Annotated in this window: 26 protein-coding genes; 2 read left to right on the top strand and 24 right to left on the bottom strand. The window is 28.4% G+C overall.

From position 1 onward, the window contains the following. Positions 1 to 48 precede the first annotated feature (48 nt). From Q0617_RS15510 to Q0617_RS15495, 4 genes are read right to left on the bottom strand one after another with little or no spacing between them, the layout of a single operon-like run. Positions 49 to 1,899 carry a primosomal protein N' gene (locus Q0617_RS15510; protein ID WP_298754748.1) on the bottom strand — a complete coding sequence of 617 codons (1,851 nt, stop codon included), beginning with the start codon at positions 1,897 to 1,899 and terminating at the stop codon, positions 49 to 51. Then, complete coding sequence (locus Q0617_RS15505; protein ID WP_298754746.1) at positions 1,896 to 2,357, bottom strand: prepilin-type N-terminal cleavage/methylation domain-containing protein; 462 nt, start codon at positions 2,355 to 2,357, stop codon at positions 1,896 to 1,898. Before Q0617_RS15505 ends, Q0617_RS15510 begins: the two co-directional genes overlap by 4 nt. Beyond that, the gene (locus tag Q0617_RS15500) at positions 2,357 to 2,569 is read right to left on the bottom strand and encodes a hypothetical protein (protein WP_298754744.1); all 213 of its coding nucleotides are present in this window, start codon (positions 2,567 to 2,569) and stop codon (positions 2,357 to 2,359) included. The genes Q0617_RS15505 and Q0617_RS15500 overlap by 1 nt, the downstream gene beginning before the upstream one ends. Then, a complete protein-coding gene (locus Q0617_RS15495) occupies positions 2,559 to 2,759 on the bottom strand; it encodes a hypothetical protein (protein ID WP_298754742.1) in 201 nt (66 codons plus the stop codon). Before Q0617_RS15495 ends, Q0617_RS15500 begins: the two co-directional genes overlap by 11 nt. 79 nt (positions 2,760 to 2,838) lie before the next feature. Between Q0617_RS15495 and Q0617_RS15490 the strand changes: the two genes are divergently transcribed. Continuing rightward, positions 2,839 to 3,219: a hypothetical protein gene (locus tag Q0617_RS15490; protein WP_298754740.1), complete on the top strand. Its 381-nt coding sequence runs from the start codon at positions 2,839 to 2,841 to the stop codon at positions 3,217 to 3,219. On the opposite strand, the gene Q0617_RS15485 is transcribed toward Q0617_RS15490, so the two are convergent. The 19 genes from Q0617_RS15485 to Q0617_RS15395 all read right to left on the bottom strand — a co-directional run bounded on the left by Q0617_RS15485 (position 3,206) and on the right by Q0617_RS15395 (position 18,091). Then, on the bottom strand, positions 3,206 to 3,598 hold the full coding sequence (locus tag Q0617_RS15485) for a TerB family tellurite resistance protein (protein WP_298754738.1): 393 nt from the start codon (positions 3,596 to 3,598) through the stop codon (positions 3,206 to 3,208). The two genes, Q0617_RS15490 and Q0617_RS15485, sit on opposite strands and share 14 nt — an antisense overlap. A 72-nt stretch (positions 3,599 to 3,670) precedes the next feature. Further along, the gene (locus Q0617_RS15480) at positions 3,671 to 4,366 is read right to left on the bottom strand and encodes an ABC transporter ATP-binding protein (protein ID WP_298754736.1); all 696 of its coding nucleotides are present in this window, start codon (positions 4,364 to 4,366) and stop codon (positions 3,671 to 3,673) included. Further along, positions 4,359 to 5,126, bottom strand: coding sequence for an ABC transporter ATP-binding protein (locus Q0617_RS15475; RefSeq protein WP_298754734.1), 768 nt, complete (start codon positions 5,124 to 5,126; stop codon positions 4,359 to 4,361). The genes Q0617_RS15480 and Q0617_RS15475 overlap by 8 nt, the downstream gene beginning before the upstream one ends. Further along, positions 5,123 to 6,130 carry a branched-chain amino acid ABC transporter permease gene (locus tag Q0617_RS15470; protein ID WP_298754732.1) on the bottom strand — a complete coding sequence of 336 codons (1,008 nt, stop codon included), beginning with the start codon at positions 6,128 to 6,130 and terminating at the stop codon, positions 5,123 to 5,125. The genes Q0617_RS15475 and Q0617_RS15470 overlap by 4 nt, the downstream gene beginning before the upstream one ends. A gap of 1 nt (position 6,131) precedes the next feature. Beyond that, a complete protein-coding gene (locus tag Q0617_RS15465) occupies positions 6,132 to 7,028 on the bottom strand; it encodes a branched-chain amino acid ABC transporter permease (protein WP_298754729.1) in 897 nt (298 codons plus the stop codon). A 14-nt stretch (positions 7,029 to 7,042) separates the two neighbouring features. Further along, positions 7,043 to 8,173: an ABC transporter substrate-binding protein gene (locus tag Q0617_RS15460; protein WP_298754727.1), complete on the bottom strand. Its 1,131-nt coding sequence runs from the start codon at positions 8,171 to 8,173 to the stop codon at positions 7,043 to 7,045. Positions 8,174 to 8,231: 58 nt separating this feature from the next. Then, on the bottom strand, positions 8,232 to 10,127 hold the full coding sequence (locus tag Q0617_RS15455) for a diguanylate cyclase (protein ID WP_298754725.1): 1,896 nt from the start codon (positions 10,125 to 10,127) through the stop codon (positions 8,232 to 8,234). Between the two features lie 91 nt (positions 10,128 to 10,218). Further along, positions 10,219 to 10,560, bottom strand: coding sequence for a hydrogenase maturation nickel metallochaperone HypA (hypA, locus tag Q0617_RS15450; RefSeq protein ID WP_298754723.1), 342 nt, complete (start codon positions 10,558 to 10,560; stop codon positions 10,219 to 10,221). Between the two features lie 95 nt (positions 10,561 to 10,655). Further along, positions 10,656 to 11,654: a hydrogenase expression/formation protein HypE gene (gene hypE / locus Q0617_RS15445; protein WP_298754720.1), complete on the bottom strand. Its 999-nt coding sequence runs from the start codon at positions 11,652 to 11,654 to the stop codon at positions 10,656 to 10,658. 7 nt (positions 11,655 to 11,661) lie between these two features. After that, positions 11,662 to 11,892, bottom strand: coding sequence for a VF530 family protein (locus Q0617_RS15440; protein WP_298754718.1), 231 nt, complete (start codon positions 11,890 to 11,892; stop codon positions 11,662 to 11,664). A gap of 157 nt (positions 11,893 to 12,049) precedes the next feature. Beyond that, complete coding sequence (gene hypD / locus Q0617_RS15435; protein ID WP_298754715.1) at positions 12,050 to 13,177, bottom strand: hydrogenase formation protein HypD; 1,128 nt, start codon at positions 13,175 to 13,177, stop codon at positions 12,050 to 12,052. A 5-nt stretch (positions 13,178 to 13,182) separates the two neighbouring features. After that, complete coding sequence (locus Q0617_RS15430; RefSeq protein WP_298754713.1) at positions 13,183 to 13,464, bottom strand: HypC/HybG/HupF family hydrogenase formation chaperone; 282 nt, start codon at positions 13,462 to 13,464, stop codon at positions 13,183 to 13,185. Positions 13,465 to 13,555: 91 nt separating this feature from the next. Then, positions 13,556 to 14,341 carry a hydrogenase nickel incorporation protein HypB gene (gene hypB, locus Q0617_RS15425; RefSeq protein WP_298754711.1) on the bottom strand — a complete coding sequence of 262 codons (786 nt, stop codon included), beginning with the start codon at positions 14,339 to 14,341 and terminating at the stop codon, positions 13,556 to 13,558. A gap of 259 nt (positions 14,342 to 14,600) precedes the next feature. Beyond that, positions 14,601 to 14,993, bottom strand: coding sequence for a hypothetical protein (locus tag Q0617_RS15420; RefSeq protein WP_298754709.1), 393 nt, complete (start codon positions 14,991 to 14,993; stop codon positions 14,601 to 14,603). 99 nt (positions 14,994 to 15,092) lie between these two features. Beyond that, the gene (locus Q0617_RS15415) at positions 15,093 to 15,734 is read right to left on the bottom strand and encodes an ABC transporter ATP-binding protein (protein WP_298754707.1); all 642 of its coding nucleotides are present in this window, start codon (positions 15,732 to 15,734) and stop codon (positions 15,093 to 15,095) included. Beyond that, complete coding sequence (locus tag Q0617_RS15410; RefSeq protein WP_298754705.1) at positions 15,718 to 16,362, bottom strand: energy-coupling factor transporter transmembrane component T; 645 nt, start codon at positions 16,360 to 16,362, stop codon at positions 15,718 to 15,720. Before Q0617_RS15410 ends, Q0617_RS15415 begins: the two co-directional genes overlap by 17 nt. Beyond that, the gene (locus Q0617_RS15405; RefSeq protein WP_298754704.1) at positions 16,359 to 16,772 is read right to left on the bottom strand and encodes a hypothetical protein; all 414 of its coding nucleotides are present in this window, start codon (positions 16,770 to 16,772) and stop codon (positions 16,359 to 16,361) included. Before Q0617_RS15405 ends, Q0617_RS15410 begins: the two co-directional genes overlap by 4 nt. Position 16,773: 1 nt before the next feature. Next, entirely contained in the window at positions 16,774 to 17,367 is a 594-nt protein-coding gene (cbiM, locus tag Q0617_RS15400; protein WP_298754702.1) for a cobalt transporter CbiM, read from the bottom strand. 1 nt (position 17,368) lies between these two features. Then, complete coding sequence (locus Q0617_RS15395; protein WP_298754700.1) at positions 17,369 to 18,091, bottom strand: DUF4198 domain-containing protein; 723 nt, start codon at positions 18,089 to 18,091, stop codon at positions 17,369 to 17,371. Between the two features lie 145 nt (positions 18,092 to 18,236). On the opposite strand from Q0617_RS15395, the gene Q0617_RS15390 reads away from it, so the two are divergent. Next, positions 18,237 to 19,385: an MFS transporter gene (locus tag Q0617_RS15390; protein ID WP_298754697.1), complete on the top strand. Its 1,149-nt coding sequence runs from the start codon at positions 18,237 to 18,239 to the stop codon at positions 19,383 to 19,385. On the opposite strand, the gene Q0617_RS15385 is transcribed toward Q0617_RS15390, so the two are convergent. Then, the gene (locus Q0617_RS15385) at positions 19,372 to 19,710 is read right to left on the bottom strand and encodes a DsrE family protein (protein ID WP_298754695.1); all 339 of its coding nucleotides are present in this window, start codon (positions 19,708 to 19,710) and stop codon (positions 19,372 to 19,374) included. The two genes, Q0617_RS15390 and Q0617_RS15385, sit on opposite strands and share 14 nt — an antisense overlap. Positions 19,711 to 19,755 lie beyond the last annotated feature (45 nt).

The following is a 19,755-nucleotide window of genomic DNA, read 5'->3' as shown; positions in this document are numbered from 1 at the left end:
TTTTGCCGATTATACTATAAACTATACTAAGAGAAAATAAAACAATATTTAATAAATAGTATCCATATCTATGCTCACCATTGGTGATTCAATACTATGCAGTACTTCCAGTAGGGGTTTTACATTTCTAGAACGTACTATTATTTCATATCTATATTTATTTGCCAATTTAAATATAGGAGATTGGTTTGCACCTACCAGTTCGATATTTTCATTTGTTTTTAAAATATTTGTATATTTATCAAACTCATCTTTTACTTTTAGTCCATTGGTATGGGCAAAAAGTATTTTGGCCAATTTATAATATGGAGGATATAAGTCTTCTCTAAAGGTGAGCTCTTCATCTAAAAACTCTTTATAATCCCTATTATTTAAATAAAAATCAAAGAACTCTCTATTTTGAGTTTGTATAACAACTTCACCCTCCCCTTTTCTACCACTTCTTCCAGAGATTTGAATCAAGAGTGAAAGTGCTCTCTCTCTTGCTTTATATGAGTTCATTTTAAGTATTGAATCAATCCCAAGTACAACAGCTAGTTTGACATTGTGATAATCATGTCCTTTAGAGAGCATTTGAGTACCAACTAAAATATCTATTTTATTTGAGTTGAAATCCTCAAGAACTTTTCGTAACTCTTTATCAGTTTTTACTTCGTCCCTATCAAATCTCTTAACAGTTTTATCTTCAAAAATAAAGTTTAACTCCTCTTCAATTTGGGCAGTTCCAACTCGTAAGTTATGAATTACTCCAGTATTACAAGAAGGACAACTTTTGGGGATTTGTTGTGTATATCCACAATAGTGACATTTTAAAGCAAGTGAATTTTTATGCAAACTCATAGATACAGAACAAAATGGACACTCTACAGAACTTCCGCAAGTTGTACAAACTTGATATTTATAGTTTGCTCTTGTTGGAAGGAAAATAATTACTTGATGATTTTGCTCTATTGTACTTTTTATTTTATTTACAATCTTAGGACTAAGATTTGATGTACTATCATCATAATTTATACTTTTTTTAGTATCAAAGTATGTCTTAGACAATCTATAAAAAGGAACTTTATGATAACTGTTTAAAGAAGGGGTTGCACTTCCAAGTATAACTTGAATATCTAAAGTTTTCGAAATATAAAGTGCTAAGTCTTTTGTATTATATCTTGGTTTACTATCACTTTTATATGATTCATCATGCTCTTCATCAACAATAATCAAACTCAATTTATCCAAAGGTAAAAACAGAGCTGAACGTGCACCCGCTACTAATTTTATATCTCCACATAAAATATTTTTGATAATCTCATTTTTTCTTTTTTTAGTAATCTTAGAGTGCCAAATAGCAACTTTTTCTTTAAATACCTTTTCTAATCTTTTTTGCATCTGTGGGGTTAAAGAGATTTCTGGCATAAGTAATATGGCTTGATTGCCGCTATTTAGATGTGCTTCTATTGCCTTAATATAAATCTCTGTTTTTCCAGCACCTGTATTTGCAAAAAGTAATGATTGTTTATTTTTTAAGCAAAATTCATAGGCTTCTTCTTGCTCTTTTGATAACTCTATGTTTGATTTAAAATTATCATTCTCATCTTTTTTATCTATTGTTTTATCAAAAGGAATATATAAAGACAGAGCTTCTCCAAGAGAAGAGACATAATACATAGAAGTAAATGTTGCAACTTTAATCATCTCTTTAGAGTAATATTGTTCTGTGACTGTTTGAATTGTAGTACATTTAAAAGCTGGCTTTTCAACCTCTTTTATAACAACTGCTTTTGATAAGACTTTTCTTCTTTGCAGACTAACTTCAACTAAAGAACCAATATCAATTTTTTCATCACTGCAATAAGTTAGATTATCTAAAGGAGATTTTAGAAGTGCCAATTCATAAAAAAAACTCATAACATAAATTCTTTACAAAAAGTATCTTTTTTATCACAGGAAAAAAGAGCTTCATTTGGGTCAAATTGAAAATCTAAAGATTTTTCTTTTGTTAAATAGACTCTATAATTTGTATCTGAGACTTTAATCCATTTACCAAGTTCTTTATTATCCAAGGAGCTTGACAAGATAACAGTATCTAGTAAGACATACTCTTCATAACCTATAAATAGGGATTCATCGCTTCCATTAATAGAAGCATCATCTAATCGTTCTAAAACAAAGTTTGAATTACCCAATAAAATTTGATTTGAATATACTCTATTTATTGCTTCATTTATAAGAGCAACTTCTGATTTGATTTTAAATTCATTTGCTTTATCAATAGAGTTAAAAAATTTAGTTATAGCAAATGTTCCTATTAAACCAATTATTAATATAGTTACAATAATTTCTATTAAGGAAAAAGCTCTTTTCATTAAAGTTGAGGAAGTTTATTTGAGATATCTTCAATCTCTTCTTTCATGGTGTAGTGTTCTTGGGCTTTACAAAGATAAGCGTATAAAAGTTCTTTTGTTGTATGGGATCTATCTGGAGATAAAAATTTTGTAAGTTCTTTTTCTAATTTTGGGTCAATATTAATACTATATGCCATATTATCAATATGAAAAGTAAGTTTTTTATTCACCATTTTTTGCCTTTGTTAAAGTAAGAGTACTGTCAATTTTTAAAAGCATATCTTGATTATTTCTTATTAATTCATCATTCTTATTTTTTAATTTATCTAATTCAATTGCCAAATATTGATTTTTTGATTTTAATAATTCGTACTCTTGTAATAGTTTTTCTATTTGAGCATTAAGCTTTTCAGTTATTTCCATGTGGTGATTTTATCTAAATTTTATAACTATTACAATAAATTTTAGTATAATAAAAAAGAAAATAAGTAAGGTTTGGTTTATGAATATTAATCTTGTCCACTTTATAGTTCCATGTATTGACTCAATAGTTGCTAGAAACTTCTATAAAAGAATTTTTGGATTTAAGTGCGTAAAAAAAGAGAAGAATAACATAACCATCAAAATAAATGAAAAAATGGAATTTAAACTTGAAAATACACAAGAGTATATAAACAACCACTATATTTTTGAAGTTGATCAAAACTTTTTTGATACTATTATTATGAATTTAAAAAAAGAAGAGATGTATTTTGGAGATAATATTAATAATCTTGAAAATAAAAAAATAAAAAAAACCTCCACTAAAAGTGAAGTTTTTTTTATAGACCCAAATAGCCATCTGTTTCAAATATTTACAAAAGTTTCAACTAATCCTCAATAAAAAGTTTTCCTTGTTCATAAAGTGAAGATACAGCTTTTCCCCAATAAGAAAAATATTTTAAATCTTTTTCCTTTATTTTAAAAAAGTCTACTATTTTTTTTGTTAGTTCATGCTCTTTATTATCATATTTATCATCTATATGTACAAGTATCATAAGCTCAAGAATTACTATCTTTTTGCTTTTTATTGATTTAAAAGCTGATAAAATATCATCTAAATTGAAATCTTCTTCATTAAAGATTGTTGGCTTATCAATTCCCATTTCAACACAATACTCATCAATTACATCTTGCTCTTTATTTCCATATTCCCCATCAACTCTTGCTAAATATTGTGCAAGTTGCAAAAAAGCAAATTTCTCTTTTGTTTGTAATTTCATCAATAACATATATTATTTTCCTATTTTTGTATATGACATACTACTGTTAATTTATTAATAAGTAGTAAACAATTAAGCACCTAAATACTTTGCTTTTATCTCATTTGATTTTAAAAGTTCACTTCCTTTACCCTCTAAAGCAATCTTTCCATTTTCTAAAACATAACTGTAATCTGAAACCTCTAAAGCTGCATAGGCATTTTGTTCAACTAGCAATATAGTAATACCTTCATCTTTAAGTTTGATAATTGTCTCAAAAAGTTCTCCGATTATCTTAGGTGCAAGTCCTAAAGAAGGCTCATCAAGCATAAGAAGCTTTGGTGAACTCATCAAAGCTCTTGCAATCGCAAGCATTTGTTGTTCCCCTCCACTCATGGTTCCTGCTAATTGTTCTTTTTTAGCTACAAGCCTTGGAAAAAGTGTATAAACATGTTCTCTTAACTCTTCATATTTATCATCATTGTTAAAAGCACCCATTCTAAGGTTTTCATCTATTGTTAGATTTATAAAAACCCTTCTTCCTTCAGGAACAAGTGAAATACCACTTTGAACAATTTTATGTGTTTGAAATTTTGAAATATCTAAATTATTAAAAAGAATAGTTCCTTTTTTCTTTACGTCATTTACAATTGATTCTAAAGTTGATGTTTTTCCTGCTCCATTTGAACCAATCAAAGAGACTATTTGTCCTTTCTTTACATCAAAGCTAATCCCTTTTACACCTTTAATAAGGCCATAATAGACTTCTAAATCATTTATTTTAAGCATGTTTAAAATCTCCTAAATAAGCCTTAATCACTTCTTCATCTTTAATTGCATCTTCAATTTTACCCTCAAATATAGTTTTCCCATAGTCAAGTACCATTACTCTATCACACAAATGATTTACAAATTTCATATCATGTTCTATTAGTAAAATAGTTATATCAAACTTATCTCTTATCTTAAATAAAAGTTCTGCTAACTCTTTTGTTTCATTTGGATTCATTCCAGCTGCTGGCTCATCAAGAAGTAGTAACTTTGGAGAAGTAGCAAGAGCTCTTGCAATTTCTACTTTTCTTTGACTACCATAAGATAAAGAGGTTGCTAATTCATCTTTGAATTTTTCTATTCCTAAAAACTTCATAATATCAACTGCTTTTTCTTTTACTCTTTTTTCTTGAGAGAAATATCTTGGAAGTCTTAGTATTGATTCTAAATATGTATAATTTGTCTCATTTTCAAGACCTATTAGTATATTATCAAGAACACTCATTGATGAAAAAAGTCTAATATTTTGAAAAGTTCTTGCAATCCCTGCTCTTACAATTTTAAAGTTCTTTTTATTTGTAATTTTATTTCCATCTAAAAAAACTTGACCAGAGGTTGGCTTATAATTACCTGTAATAATATTAAACATCGTAGTTTTACCAGCTCCATTAGGACCAATTAAACCAAAAATCTCATTTTTATTTATAGAAAAAGAAGTATCATTTATAGCAACAACACCACCAAAACTTTTAGTAATATTCTTAATCTCTAAAATCATTTTCTTCTCCTTTTAAAAATATCACTAAATTCTTTTCTTCCCATAATTCCTTCTCTTGCAAATAACATTACAATAATTAAAATTAGAGAGAAAACTACCATTCTAAGCCCTGGATGGGCATCTGTTTGGTATCCAAAAATATTTAAACTATCATCTAGGAATCTAAGCCATTCGCTTCCACCAATAACTAGAATTGTTCCTAGTATTGCTCCACTCATGGAACCTAAACCACCAAGAACGATGATAATTAAGAGTTGAAAAGTTAAAAAGAAGGTAAATAAATCAGGACTTATTGTTGTAAGTAAAACAGCCAATAATCCTCCACCAATACCTTCAAAAAAAGCAGAAGTTCCAAATGCCATAGTTTTGATTTTAAAAGTATTTATACCTATTGCACTTGCTGCATCTTCATCATCTCGAACAGCTTTCATAGCTCGTCCATACTTTGAATATATAATATTTAACATAATAATAACTGTTAAAATAGCAATACCACCAGTCCAATATATATTTATCACAGATGGTATTTCATTTAAACCAATACTACCATTTGTAATCTCTGGTGAATTTATTGCAATAACTTTTATAATAAAACCAAAACCTAAAGTAACAATAGCTAAGTAATCGCCCCTTACTCTAAATACAGGAATAGCTAAACAAATAGCTACAAAAGTAGCTGCTAAACCACTAAGAAGTAATGCAGGCACTAGTGATGTATTCAGTGCAAGTACCCAAGGTGCAGGATCTTCAAGTTGGAAAAGCTCCCATTTTAAATCTTCACTCAATAAACATAAGGCTGTAACATAAGCACCAATTGCAGCAAAACCATTTGGTTCTAAAGAAAACTGTCCAGTAACCCCATTTATTAAGTTATATGAAGCTGCTAAGATTATAAATATAAAAATATTATTTATAATTCTCATTCCATAATCATCAAAAATATATGGTGTAAAAACAATTATTAAAATAGATACTAGTAAGTAAATAACAAAATTTTTATTCATATTAAAACCTACTCTTTTCAAAATTTATTCCCATAATTCCTGTTGGTTTAAATAGCAATACAAAGATTAAGAATATAAAAGCAATAGCATCTTTATATCCACCAAGTTCAGGGAAAAATGCTACAAATATTACTTCTGTAAAACCTAAAATAAATCCACCTAAAACTGCCCCTGTTACACTTCCTATTCCACCTAAGACTGCTGCTGCAAATGCTTTTAGTCCAATCATTACACCCATATATGGAGTTAAAATTGGATAAGAAATAGCCCAAAATATACCAGAAACAGCAGCTAGTGCTGAACCTATAATAAAGACAATCATAATAATTCTATTTGAATCAATTCCCATAAGAGATACTGTTTTAATATCAAAAGCAAGGGCTCGTATTGCCATTCCATATTTTGTTTTAAATAGTATAAAAAGTAGCACTGCAAGTAAGCATAGGGTAACTATTGGAACAATAATAACAGTAGGAGTTAAAGTGGTTCCTTTTACATTTATTACTTGGTCAAAAAACTCTGGAACAGTAAAAGCTTTTGGAGTACCTCCAAATGTAACATTTACTATATTTTCTAGAAAAAATGAAACACCAATTGCAGTTATTAAAAGTGAGATTCTAGGAGAGTGTCTTAAAGGTTTATAAGCAATTTTGTCAGTTAATACCCCAACTATAATAGAAATCATTACAGCAAAAAGAGTAGCAAAAGCCAAAGATAAACCTAAAACATCACTTGCATAAAAAGCAGCAAAAGCTGCTACCATCATAACATCAGCATGGGCAAAGTTTATAAGTCGTAAAACTCCATAAACCATAGTATAACCTATGGCTATTAGAGCGTATATACTTCCTAAACTTATTCCATTTATTATCTGCTGAAAAAAAGTCAATAAATCCATATAATTTTATAACCTTATGGATTAACTGTAGTTAAATATTTTTTTTCACCATTAACTATTCTATTTATAACAGCTGATCTTACTGCATCACCATTTTCTAAAGTAATCACTCCAGATGCTGCTTGAAAATTCTTTGTTGCTCTAATATTTTTGTTTACACATATTTTATCTGTAGGATCTTCACATTTGTTCATTGCTGCAACTATTACATTGTATGAATCTGCTGTTAAAACACCAAAAGGATGAACCTCTTTATTCAACTCTTTTTTATAAGCTTTTTCATATTTTTTTGATAAATCTGTAGTTTTTGGAGCATCACTTGAATAAAGGTCTGTTCCATAAAAACCTTCAACAGCATCTCCACCTGCATCAAAAAATACTTTATCAGCAGTCATACCATCAGTACCTAAAAACTTAGCTTTTATTCCAAGTTGTTTAGCTTGCTTTGCAATAAGCCCTGCTTCTGCTGAGTAAATAGGGAAAAAGATAAGTTCTGGGTCTAATGCTTTAATATTTGAAAGCATTGCTTTAAAATCACTATCACCAGAGTTTATTTTTGCAACTTGCATAATAGTTCCACCAAGTTTTTTATAAGCTCTTCTAAAAACTTTAGAAATACCAATTGAATAATCAAGTTTTACATCTGTAATTAAAACTGTTTTTTTTAGTTTTAAGTTATTAATTGCAAAATTTGCAGCCACTTCACCTTGAAAAGCATCTGAGAAACAAACTCTACTAACAAAATCTTTTCTTTTTGTTACTAAAATATTTGTAGCAACTGGTGCAACAACTGGTGTTTTTGCATTTTCTGCGATTTTTGTCATTGCCATTGTATTTGTAGAAGTTAAAGCGCCAATTATTGCTGTTACTTCATTATAAGAAATTAACTTAGATGCAGCATTTGCTGATTCAATCTTGTCAGACTTATTATCTACTAACACAAGTTTGATATCATCACCATTTTCTAATTTAGGGGTTAATTTATGCATAAGATTTAATCCCTCAACAGCACTTTGTCCAAATCCACCAATTGGTCCAGACATTGGCATAATTACACCAATTTTAACTTCTTTTGCCACTAATACTGAGCTACAAGCCAGAAGTGATGTAAGTGTAAGACCTAAAATTTTTTTTAAAATATTCATATTTTTTTCTCCAATCAATAATAAATGCAACTATACTCTTTATTAAATAAAAACAAAACTAAACTATTTTATTTTTTCCATCTTTTTTTGCATCATACAAGCTAGTGTCGGCTCTTTTAATTAAAGTATTAATTTCTTTATCATTGTTATTGTATTCTGAAGTTCCTATACTTACTGTAAACTTTTTATTACTTTTTGTATTTTCACTTATACAATCAATTAATTTTTGCGCAACAATTTTTGCTCCATTGATATTGGAATTAGGTAAAAGTATTAGAAATTCATCTCCACCTAGTCTTACAATGAAATCATTTTCTCTTATATTTTCTTTCATAATATCAACTAAATCCAATAATACTTGGTCACCCATATCATGACCATAATTATCATTTATAGCTTTAAAATCATCTATATCAACTAAGAGAATAGATAAAATACCTTTTTCTCTTTTCATTATTTCAAAATATTTTTTAGAAAAATCTTCTAAAAATCTTCTATTATAAACTTTTGTTAAAGCATCTGTATTTGAAAGTTCTTCATGCATAGCTCTACTAGCTTCTGTTTTAATTAACTCTTTTGTTCTATTTTCCAACTCTTTTGCAAGTGTATTAAAGTTTTTATTTACTTCATCAATTTCTGTTATTCCACAATCTACTAAGTGTGTTTGATTTTTATTACGTCCAAGAGTTTTTGTCATATTTATAATTTTGCTCAAGGGTTTATTTATTGTGTAAACAAAATCATTAGCTTTTTTATGTAAATATATAAAAAATATTAAATAAAATAAAACTATAAATATAATTACAATAATTCCTAAATACAAATACTCTTTTTCTAAATCTTTTACGTCACTTAAAATATCATCTTCACTGACTAGTGTAATTGTATACCAAGATAACTCTTCAATTTTTTCTGTAAAAACAAAGTACCTTTTACCATCTAAAAGAAAGTCATTCTTATAGTTTTTATTATTTACAATATCTTTTAGAATACTTTTTAGTTCAACACTTTTGTATTTTAATGGCTCTTTTTCACTTTTAAATATAGTATTTGAAATCTTTTCATCTTTTTTATATACATAGTTGTTAAAATTTTCAACCTTTAATATCTGTGCAATTTTTCTACTCATTGCAATAATCTCTAGGTCTTTATCAATTAAAAAACTTTCTCCCTTATAAGGGATTTTTAAAGTTAAGAAGTTATCAATAATCTTATCGACTGTTACATCAAGTCCTACAACTCCTTGCAAAACATCACTCTTATAAATAGGTGCAATTGCACTTATCATCCAGCCTTTACCAACAGGATCTAAATATACATTTGTCCAAACTATTTTTTTCTCTGGATTATGTTTAATATCTGCTTTATAGTAAAAATTATAATTTTGCATATCTAAATCTGCTGGAAAGTTATTGTATGCATTATTATTAAAGGGATAATAACGACTATAATTATGTCTTGAATTAAAATATCCAGCAACTACAATTTGATTGTTTTCAACATTTGATTTTAAATTCTTCTCAAGATATTTTGTTTTTTTTATTTCTTCTATCAACTCACTTGTTATCGAAGTATTCTTCGAAACTATTACAGAAGAGTCAGTTTCATTATTTGTATTATAGTAGATTCCATTTTCTGCAAATTTATATTTTTCATTGTTTGATACTTTTAGATTATCTATTTGCTCAAAAAAGTTTTCTTGTTCATTTTGCAAAGATTTCAAACTGTTTTCTACCACATAAAAAGAGTTATTAAAATGATATTTTATATCTTTAACTCTATCATAGACACTCTCTTTAACATCTTTTAAAACAAATTCTGTACTCTTTTGCAAGATATTATTATTGGCGTTAAAATAGAGTATTAATAATGCTAATTCAATAAAAAGAATAGAAGTTAATGTAGTTTTTAAATAATTTTTATAAATAATTTTTTTTAGCGTTATTTTTTCCAAAACAGACCTTTTTTAAAGGGGTTTAAAATATTATAATAATATAAGATTTTTTAACTTTTCATGTAATAATTAATTAATTTTTTACTTTAAGCTAAGATAACTCAAGAGTCATTAAATACATATCTTCACCATCAATTACTTTTGTACTGTATGAATCACATTTAGGGCAGTTAAACTCATTTTTTTCTAAGGTAGATTGTTCTTTACAATCAAGACATTCGATGACTACTTTTTGATAATTTATCACAAACTCACAGCCATCACATATGGTCTTTTCTTTAAAAGTATCAAATGCAGTTTGTAATAAGTCAGGCTCAACACCACTTAAAGCACCTATTTTTACTATTACTTTTGTAACTTTTGTAGCTTCATTTTCTCTAGCATGTTCTTCACAGCTTTCTAGTAATGATTGGACAATTGAATATTCGTGCATCAGTTTCCTTTCCTAATGCCCCATTAAAAAAGGGACTTATATATTTTTTAACTTCTTTTAACAAGGGAAATAAATTCCCTTTAAAGAAGCAAATCCTAACAGATTCTTGGAAGTAATTCACCAGTTGGAACATCCAAAAATCTTTTTGTTCCCCATTGGCTATGTATTACAACTTTTTGTTCATACTCTTTTGTAACTTTTCCTATGATACTTGCATTTTTTGCCTCTTCAAAAGTCTGTAAAACTTCAAGGGCTTTTTGAGCATCTTCTTTTTTTATAGCCAAAACAAAAGTACCTTCATTGGCTAAGCTTAAAGCTTCAAACCCTAGTAACTCACAAATACCATTTACTTCATCACATACTGGTATTTTTTCTTCTTCTATTTCTATACAAACATCTGATTGTTTTGCCCACTCATTTAAAACAGCACTTACTCCTCCACGCGTAGCATCACGTAAAGCAGTTATTTTTACCCCAGAGTCTATCAAAGCTTTTACTTGTGGATATAAAGAGTTACAATCACTTTTTAAAGATGTAGTTAAATCCATACCTTCTCGCGCTGCAAATATAGTAGCCCCATGAGCTCCAATATCTCTACTTACAAGTATCAAATCATCAGCACTAATATTGTTTGAACTAATACCTTTATATAAAATCTCTCCAATACCAGTAGTATTTATAAAGATTTTATCAACAGCACCTTTGGGTACTACCTTTGTATCACCACTTACAACAATTGCACCGTTTTTTTCCAACTCTACTTTCATACTCAAAACAATCTTTTCCAAATCACTAACAGAAAAGCCCTCTTCAATAATCACAGAACAAGTAAGGTATTTAGGCTTTGCACCCATCATAGCTAAGTCATTGCAAGTACCACAAATAGCAAGCTTACCAATATCTGCACCATTGAAAAATATTGGACTTACGGTAAAAGAATCCGTAGAAAAAGCTAAAGTTCCATCTTGAATAACTGCTGCATCTTCACTCTTTCTTAATATGTCATTTTTAAAAGCTTTATAAAAAACCTCAGTTATAAGCTCATTATTTTCCTGCCCACCATTACCGTGTGCTAGTGTTATTGTTTTATTCATTTTAATCCTACTTTTCTTTTGCTCTAGTTTTTAAATACAACTCTTCCACTTTTGCTCTTGCCCATGGAGTTTTTCTAAGAAATTTTAAACTTGAATTAATAGATGGGTCTACTAAAAAGCATTTGATATTTATACGATTGCCCAACTCTTTAAATCCAAAATTCTCCACAAGATATTCTAATATATCTTGTAGTTTTACGCCATGAAGTGGATTGTTTTTATTTTTTTCATCTGTCATTTTTTATTCCTATATTCACGATAAATTGATTTAGTGTATTGAATTTTTGTTAAAATCAAGACGAAAAAATAAATTTAGGAAGGAGCTTACACGAAGTAAGTGAGTTTCTAAATTTAATTTTTCAACGCCGAGTTTAGCAAAAAGGCGATGCTATAAATCAATTTATTAGATTTCCGTATTTATAGTACGCCGCACATGCTCCCTCTGAGCTCACCATACAAGACCCTAAAGGACTACTCGGCTTACATGCCGTACCAAACACTTTACAATCCTTCGGATTTGCCTTCCCCTTTAATATCTCACCGCAAATACATAACTTATGATCATCTATCTCTTCATTTGGCAGTATACTCTCATAGAGTTTTTCAGCATTTAGATAATCATATTGCTCTTTTAATTGTAAAGCACTATTTGGAATATCTCCAATACCTCTCCATCTAAAATGGCTTCTTCTTTCAAAAAACTTATCATTTAACTCTTGAGCTTTTATATTTCCCTCATATGACACAAGTCTCTTATACTCTACTTCTAATTCACATCTATTTTCGACAAATTGTTTAACTATCATAGAGATTGATTGCATTACATCAACTGGCTCAAAACCAGAAACTACAACAGGCTTTTTATAATCCCTTGGAAACTCTTCATAAATCTTACTTCCAGTTATAACACTCACATGTGAAGGTCCAATAAAAGCATCTATTGTGTTTGTTTCATCATCTAAAATTACTCGCATAGGTTCAGGTACAGTTATATGATTTATATGAAATAATATATTTTTAATATCTTTTGTTATTACTTGATTAATTAAAGCACTGGTCATAGGAGTTGTTGTTTCAAATCCTATAGCAAAAAAGATAATCTTTTTATTTGGATTTTCATCTGCTATTTTTATACACTCTAAAGGAGAATATACAAACCTTACATCTGCTCCTTTACTTCTTGCATCTTGTAAGTTGCCACTGCTTCCAGGCACCTTTATCATATCTCCCAAGGTTACAAGTATCACATCTTTTTGCATACTTAAAATATATGCATGATCAATTCTCTCTTTTGGCATAACACAAACAGGACAACCAGGGCCATGTATAAAGTTAATATTTTCAGGAAGTAATTGTAACAATCCATATTTCATAATAGTGTGGGTATGACCACCACACACTTCCATAATATTAATATTTTTTTCTAATTTTTTAGCATCTTCTTGAATAAGTTTTTGATATGCTTTTATAGTTTTAGCATCCCTAAAACCATCATATAAATCTTTTAGTTGTAGTTCACCCATCAACACTACCTGCTAGGACAATTTTCAGCTTCTAATATCGCTTCTTGCCTATCTAGTTCATCCATTTTATCTATTATCTCTTTGTAAACTTTCAAAGACTCTAGGGCATCTTCTTCATCTATTTTATTCATGGCAAAACCTATATGAATAAGTACATAATCACCTACAACTACATCCCTATCAATCAAGTCTAAACTTGCACTTCTTTCTACTCCCATAGTATCCACTATACAGCTATTCATCTCTGTATTTATACTTTTTATTTTTGATGGTATTGATAAACACATTTTTATTTTCTCCTCATCCTGTCATCGGTGCTAACGCACATCGATTTTGGCTCTAAACTAAAAAAGCAAAGCAGTTTACTTTTTCTTACGCTTATCGCATCCTTCGTTTAAAATTAATCCAATCAATTACTTTTTGAACTGAACTTTCATCTTTTGTTGATACTTCTAAAATATCTACACTAGGATTTAGTTTTCTAGCTGCTTCTTTTTCTTTTTGAATATCATAATCAAAATATGGCAATAAATCTGTTTTAGTAATCAAAATCAAATCTGCACATCTAAACATTACAGGATATTTTTCTATTTTATCTTCACCTTCAGGAATAGAAACCAAAACAATATTTAAGTGAGTCCCCACATCATAAGAAGCTGGACACACAAGATTTCCAACATTTTCTACAAAACATACATCTATATCACCTAAAGATATATCATGTAATCCTTTGTGTACCATAAAAGCATCTAAGTGACAGGCACTTCCTGTTTGTATTTGAACAGCCTTTATACCTTTTGCAGTTAATCTATCTGCATCTCTTGATGTTTCTAAATCACCTTCTACAACAGCAAATTTAAAATCAACCATACTTGCAAAACTTTCTAAAAGTGTTGTTTTACCACTACCAGGGCTTGACATAAGATTTATACCCAATACGCCATTTTTTTCAAAATGAGCTCTATTATGCTCTGCTTCATGGTCATTTTTATCAAGTATTTTTTTGATTACTGATATTGTTTTAGCATCATTTAATTGTGGATTATGATTAAGTGTTTCATGTGCCGCTTGGTGACTATGACTTTCGTGTGAATGAGTATGTTCATGCTCGTGGTCATGATGATGGTGATGGTCTGTAATACTGCAACCGCAATCTTTACACATAAGTTATCCTTTTAAAATAGTACATTTTAAAAGGGACCTTTAGTTCTTTGTCTACTTTTTAGCGCAATTTATAAAAAATTGCTAAAAGTAGCAAAACCTAAAGAAGGTAACGAGTTACCTTTTTTTAATTATCCCATTTAAAAATATTTATGAATAGTTATTCATTTGATGTAGTTTAATGAAACTATTCTAAAAGGAAACTAAAAAAAGATTTACTTGTGCATATTTAGAACAAGTTTTGATAAATAGGAACTTCTATTTATACAAAACTTGCAGATGTCTCTTTTAATATACTATTTACATCTAAAGATTCACCATTGTATTTTACTAACTTTATACCTTGTGAAGTAAAAGATTTAGCTGTATTTTTACAAGCTTTTTTTACTACTATATAATTACAATCATTAAGTGCAACACCCATTTTGTTGTGTTGAGCAATATGTTCTTCATCATCATGAGCATGGTCACAAGCGTGATCTTCTTCTGCATGGTCATGGTCTATATCTGTTCTTGGGTTTTGAATAACTGAGTTCAATTTAAAAGAACGAAACATTCCTGTTCCACTTTGTTCATATATAGCAAATTTAGGAGTATGTCCTGCGTTGCTAAAAAATGTTAAATTTTCATCTTTTACTGGAATTGCTATTTTCATTTTATTTGCCTTATTTTATTTTTTTGTTAAAGAGTATACTACACTTTCTCCTATATGCAATTATTACTCCATATGTATTAAAAAAAGGTTATAAATTTATTATAATTTTTCCAAACTATTATTGTGTAATTTATAAATAGTAGGAGTAAGACTATCTATAAAACTTTTGTGGTGAGATACTATTATCATAGATTTTTTTATTGTTTTTAATATATTCACAATCTTTTTTTCAGAATCTTCATCTAAAGCATTTGTTGGTTCATCAAGAAGTAATATCTTTGGTTCTAAAATCAAAAGTCCAGCTAGTGCTACTATTTTTTGTTCTCCACCACTTAAATCAAATATTACTCTATCTTTTAAATGTGATATATGTAATTCTTCTAAAATCTTTTCAGCTTTTTTTAAAGCTTCAAATTTATCTTCACCTCTTGCACGTAAGGAGAATATCACATCTTCTATAACAGTAGGACATAAAAAGTGATTTGTTACATCTTGTGGAAGATATGCAATATCATTTCTAAATCTTTTAAAGTCTTTTAACTTTTCCATTTTATTATGAAATATTTCTACATAGCCCTCACATGGTTTTATAAATCCTGCAATAATCTTCAAAAGTGTACTTTTACCACTTCCATTTGATCCAATTATTGCAATCTTTTCCTCATGTCCTAGATTTAAATTTATATCTTTTAAAAGCTTATCTTTATAGGATACAGCTCTTAAGTTAATTGAACAACTCATACCCAACCTTTAATAAAACTACTATAATCGTGCAAGATAATACTTTTTCAAAAAGAATAATTTTATTTGAATTTATAAAAAATATTCTATCTTTAAAACCTCTAGCTTTCATACTTAGTTTCATATCCTCTGATTTTTTTAATGCTTTTATAAATATCATGCCAAAAATATTACCATAAGTTTGGTATGTAAATATGGAAGTGTTACTTACAAAACCTCTTGCTTTTAGAGTATTTTTTGTCTCTTTAAAATCTTTTGTCAAAAAAGTTATAAGTGAAAGAGTAAAATAAAATACACTAACAATCTTTGGAGGAAAACTCAAACTATCTAGTCCCCTTACTATATCATAACCCTTTGATTTGTAAAAAAGTGTAATATTAAAAAGAAGAATTAAATTTGTGCGAATAAGTAAACTAAATGCTTCACTACTATTTTGAAAATATACAAAAAAAACAAGAACCAATATAAATGTATTTAGTAAAACAAGCTTTTTTATTATCTGAAAAAAAGACTCTCTTTCCATGAATAAAACAATAATCAAAGGAAGTAAAAATATATAATGTAGTGAAGAAAAAGCTACTACAAATGAGTATAAAAAGGAGTTGATTAGTTTTAATGATTCTTTCATTTTCTTTTTACTAACTTTAATATTAAAAATATTAAAACTATTAGTGCCAATCCAATTATAATATTTATATATTCTTTACTTTGTTCATCTTTTATATGCTCTTCTAGGTCTTCATGTTTTATATTTTCTACTTGAATTTTTTCGCTAGCTCTATGTCCACCATCTGCTTCTACTATCACCTCAAGATTTTTTATCTTTGGAGAGTAGAGATATTTACCTTCACTATTAAGTTTATTATCTAAGATAATCTTATCTTTGTCTTTTATTATAAGCTGGCAATTCATACAAGGTTTACCACTAGAAAAATAAGAGTAGATATCTAAAATACTATTCTCTTCACTTATGAAAAGATTAACCTTATGTGCGTTTGAAAAGCTACATAATAAAAATAGTAAAATAAAATATCTCAAACTAAACCTTTAGTACCTTAGGATATACTTTTTTTATAAATAAAAGTAAAAACATACTTACTATACCTTCTATTACCATAGTTATAGTATTTACAGAAAATATTGTCATTGATACATAGTTATATTCATCTTTTGAAAAATATAAAATTGCAGTTAAAAAAAGTGTCGCAAAAAAAGTTCCAATAAAACCTACTAAAAAGAACTTTAATTTATCATTTATTTTTTGCACAAAAGTAGTGTTATAAATATAGTGTACTATTACTGCTGGCATTGCCATTACGAAAAGATTTACTCCTATACTTACAATACCACCATATCCTAAAAGTAAAGCTTGAAGTAAAAGTGCTACAAAGATAGCAACAAAAGTACTCCAAGATATAAGTATCCCTATTACACCTATAAGAATAAGATGTATTTGAGTAACACCAAAGGGTATATGTATAAAAGAAGATATAAAAAACATAGCACTTGCAACTGCTGTAAGTGATATATCTTCATTTTTTAAATCTTTTATTGCTTTAACTAAAGCTATTAAAGATATAGCAGAGACTACAACTGTAGCCTCTAAACTTAATACCCCATCAGAAATATGCATCCTAGTATGCCTTTATCCAAAGTAATGCACCATTTTCTATTGGATAGCTTTTCCCATCATGTTTTAATTCACCCTCTTCTATTAAAGCAGCAAATCCCCACCAGCCTTTATGATTCATTGTAAATACAAATACACCATTGTCATCTGTTTTTACAACTTGTGTAATATGAGCCTCAGTTGGTGCTTTTAATCCAAACTCATTATAAAGTTCAACTTCCACTTCTACATTTGCGGCTGGCTTATTATCGTGGAAAACTTTACCTGTAAATGTATTTCCACTATAAACTCCAAAAGGTTTAGTAAGTGGAATAATTTCATACTTTAATCCTAAAGGTTCATCCCATCCATCCTCAAATCCAAATGAACTAATAATCACTTTTGGTATATGGGAGATAAACTTTTCTTCTGCTGGTTCAAAATATGCTTGTGGTTCTACAAAAAATTTATATACTCCAGGTCTTTTTATTGTGTAACTACTTTTCCAGGCTTTATGATTAAACTTTGTAGTTTCGATTAAAGGTAATGTAGTTTTTTTGTTTTCTAAATAAATCTTTGGTTTTTCTAATGTCATTCCAGTTTGCTCAAATGGATGAATAAAAGCTATATCAAAATCAATCTTAGCCTCTTTTTTATCTGATACATTATCTGTATTTGGTAAAAAAGTAAGAAAATGTGCATTTGCATATAATCCAATAAATATTAAAACCGATACTATTTTTTTCATATTAATTAACTTTCCTTCTCTATATTTTCAAAATTATATATCGTGTGTTGTTATAGTATAATAAATTTTTATATTGTCTTATGTATTTTTAGAACAAAAAATATACAGTTTTCGAAATTAAAGAAATAATGGTACAATTTCGCAAATGAAAAATATACCTAAACTTCTACTTTTAACACTTCTGTTACTTGCAATGACAACTATGATGTCAAACGTTGCAATAGTAACATCACTGCCACACCTTAAAGAATATTTTACACATATAGATAATATAGAGTTTTATTCAAGACTAATGTTGACCTTGCCATCTTTAATAATAGCGCTTCTTGCTCCTATTCTAGGTCATTTTATTTTTAGATTTGGGAAAAAAAGATCAGCTTTAATAGCCCTATTTTTCTTTTCACTTTTTGGAACAGCAGGCTTATATCTTGATAGCATAGAATCACTTCTCATTTCAAGAGCTCTATTTGGTTTGTGTGTTGCTACGTTGATGATTGTTTCAACTTCACTAGTGGGAGATTATTTCAAAGAAGAAGAAAGACATAAATTCATGGGCTTTCAAAGTGCATTTATGGCTATTGGTGGAGTCTTTTTTGTCATAGGTGGAGGATTTTTATCTGATATAAATTGGAGACTACCTTTTGGTATATATTTTATGGGATTGGTTTTATTACCTTTAGTTTTTGCAAATCTAAAAGAAGTAGTTATTGAACATATTCAAGAAGATGAGATACTAAATATTAGTAAAAATATCTTAGTAGTCTATTTTCTTGCCTTTATTTATATGCTACTATTTTTTGTACTACCAACTCAAATTCCTTTTTTATTAATAGAGAAGTTTAATGCAAGTGGTTCTTTTGCAGGAACTATTATCGCCACTGCCTTTTTTTGTAATGCTTTAGGTGCTATTGCTTTTTCAAAGTTAAAAACTAAATTCTCTTTTTCAACTATTTATTTAATAGGCTTATTGCTTATTGCCTTGGGTTTTACTACGGTTGGTTTTATAAATAATATATATTTCTTTTTTATTACAAGTCCTATTTTAGGTTTTGCTGGTGGAATTATGATGACAAATGTAACTGCCTGGATGTTAAGTAAAACTACTATTAAAAAAAGAGTAAAAAGTTCTGGATACTTTACCTCATGTTTATTTTTAGGACAATTCTCATCCCCAATAATTTTTCATCCTCTTATTGAAATATTTGAAATACAAGATTTCTTTTTAGTAATAGGCTTAGGATTGTTTATAATAGTAGCTATTACAATTGCTACAAAAAGATTTATACTGAAATAACAGTTTCACCACTTTTTATCCAAGAACTTAAAAGCTCACCTGTATAATAAACTTGCATATTACAAGCTTGTAATTCATCTTTTACACCTAGGTTTTCTGAACATTTCTGACAGGCAATTATTTCAACACCATCTGCAATCATTGATTTTACTTCTTCTTGAATCTCTTTATCTTCGCTTATAAGTTTTTGAGAAGCACCCCAAACCAATATTTGAACATTTTCAATCCAGCCTTTAAGTTTTGCATTGTGAGCATAAAGACAAACCATATTTAAAGCAGTCTCTTTATTATCAGTTGTCCATAAAATTTTTGCACAATTATTCATAAATATCTCCTAGAGTTTATATTTTTAGATTATATATATTCTAAC

This window comes from uncultured Arcobacter sp. (assembly GCF_937982575.1).
GTDB lineage: Bacteria > Campylobacterota > Campylobacteria > Campylobacterales > Arcobacteraceae > Arcobacter.
This window is presented reverse-complemented; position numbering and strand designations above follow the sequence as displayed.

Excerpts from the sequence above, each read along its gene's own strand:
- Q0617_RS15510 (WP_298754748.1), bottom strand. The coding sequence starts at position 1,899 with ATGAGTTTTTTTTATGAATTGGCACTTCTAAAATCTCCTTTAGATAAT.
- Q0617_RS15505 (WP_298754746.1), bottom strand. The coding sequence starts at position 2,357 with ATGAAAAGAGCTTTTTCCTTAATAGAAATTATTGTAACTATATTAATA.
- Q0617_RS15500 (WP_298754744.1), bottom strand. The coding sequence starts at position 2,569 with ATGGTGAATAAAAAACTTACTTTTCATATTGATAATATGGCATATAGT.
- Q0617_RS15495 (WP_298754742.1), bottom strand. The coding sequence starts at position 2,759 with ATGGAAATAACTGAAAAGCTTAATGCTCAAATAGAAAAACTATTACAA.
- Q0617_RS15490 (WP_298754740.1), top strand. The coding sequence starts at position 2,839 with ATGAATATTAATCTTGTCCACTTTATAGTTCCATGTATTGACTCAATA.
- Q0617_RS15485 (WP_298754738.1), bottom strand. The coding sequence starts at position 3,598 with ATGAAATTACAAACAAAAGAGAAATTTGCTTTTTTGCAACTTGCACAA.
- Q0617_RS15480 (WP_298754736.1), bottom strand. The coding sequence starts at position 4,366 with ATGCTTAAAATAAATGATTTAGAAGTCTATTATGGCCTTATTAAAGGT.
- Q0617_RS15475 (WP_298754734.1), bottom strand. The coding sequence starts at position 5,126 with ATGATTTTAGAGATTAAGAATATTACTAAAAGTTTTGGTGGTGTTGTT.
- Q0617_RS15470 (WP_298754732.1), bottom strand. The coding sequence starts at position 6,130 with ATGAATAAAAATTTTGTTATTTACTTACTAGTATCTATTTTAATAATT.
- Q0617_RS15465 (WP_298754729.1), bottom strand. The coding sequence starts at position 7,028 with ATGGATTTATTGACTTTTTTTCAGCAGATAATAAATGGAATAAGTTTA.
- Q0617_RS15460 (WP_298754727.1), bottom strand. The coding sequence starts at position 8,173 with ATGAATATTTTAAAAAAAATTTTAGGTCTTACACTTACATCACTTCTG.
- hypA (WP_298754723.1), bottom strand. The coding sequence starts at position 10,560 with ATGCACGAATATTCAATTGTCCAATCATTACTAGAAAGCTGTGAAGAA.
- hypE (WP_298754720.1), bottom strand. The coding sequence starts at position 11,654 with ATGAATAAAACAATAACACTAGCACACGGTAATGGTGGGCAGGAAAAT.
- Q0617_RS15440 (WP_298754718.1), bottom strand. The coding sequence starts at position 11,892 with ATGACAGATGAAAAAAATAAAAACAATCCACTTCATGGCGTAAAACTA.
- hypD (WP_298754715.1), bottom strand. The coding sequence starts at position 13,177 with ATGGGTGAACTACAACTAAAAGATTTATATGATGGTTTTAGGGATGCT.
- Q0617_RS15430 (WP_298754713.1), bottom strand. The coding sequence starts at position 13,464 with ATGTGTTTATCAATACCATCAAAAATAAAAAGTATAAATACAGAGATG.
- hypB (WP_298754711.1), bottom strand. The coding sequence starts at position 14,341 with ATGTGTAAAGATTGCGGTTGCAGTATTACAGACCATCACCATCATCAT.
- Q0617_RS15420 (WP_298754709.1), bottom strand. The coding sequence starts at position 14,993 with ATGAAAATAGCAATTCCAGTAAAAGATGAAAATTTAACATTTTTTAGC.
- Q0617_RS15415 (WP_298754707.1), bottom strand. The coding sequence starts at position 15,734 with ATGAGTTGTTCAATTAACTTAAGAGCTGTATCCTATAAAGATAAGCTT.
- Q0617_RS15410 (WP_298754705.1), bottom strand. The coding sequence starts at position 16,362 with ATGAAAGAATCATTAAAACTAATCAACTCCTTTTTATACTCATTTGTA.
- cbiM (WP_298754702.1), bottom strand. The coding sequence starts at position 17,367 with ATGCATATTTCTGATGGGGTATTAAGTTTAGAGGCTACAGTTGTAGTC.
- Q0617_RS15395 (WP_298754700.1), bottom strand. The coding sequence starts at position 18,091 with ATGAAAAAAATAGTATCGGTTTTAATATTTATTGGATTATATGCAAAT.
- Q0617_RS15390 (WP_298754697.1), top strand. The coding sequence starts at position 18,237 with ATGAAAAATATACCTAAACTTCTACTTTTAACACTTCTGTTACTTGCA.
- Q0617_RS15385 (WP_298754695.1), bottom strand. The coding sequence starts at position 19,710 with ATGAATAATTGTGCAAAAATTTTATGGACAACTGATAATAAAGAGACT.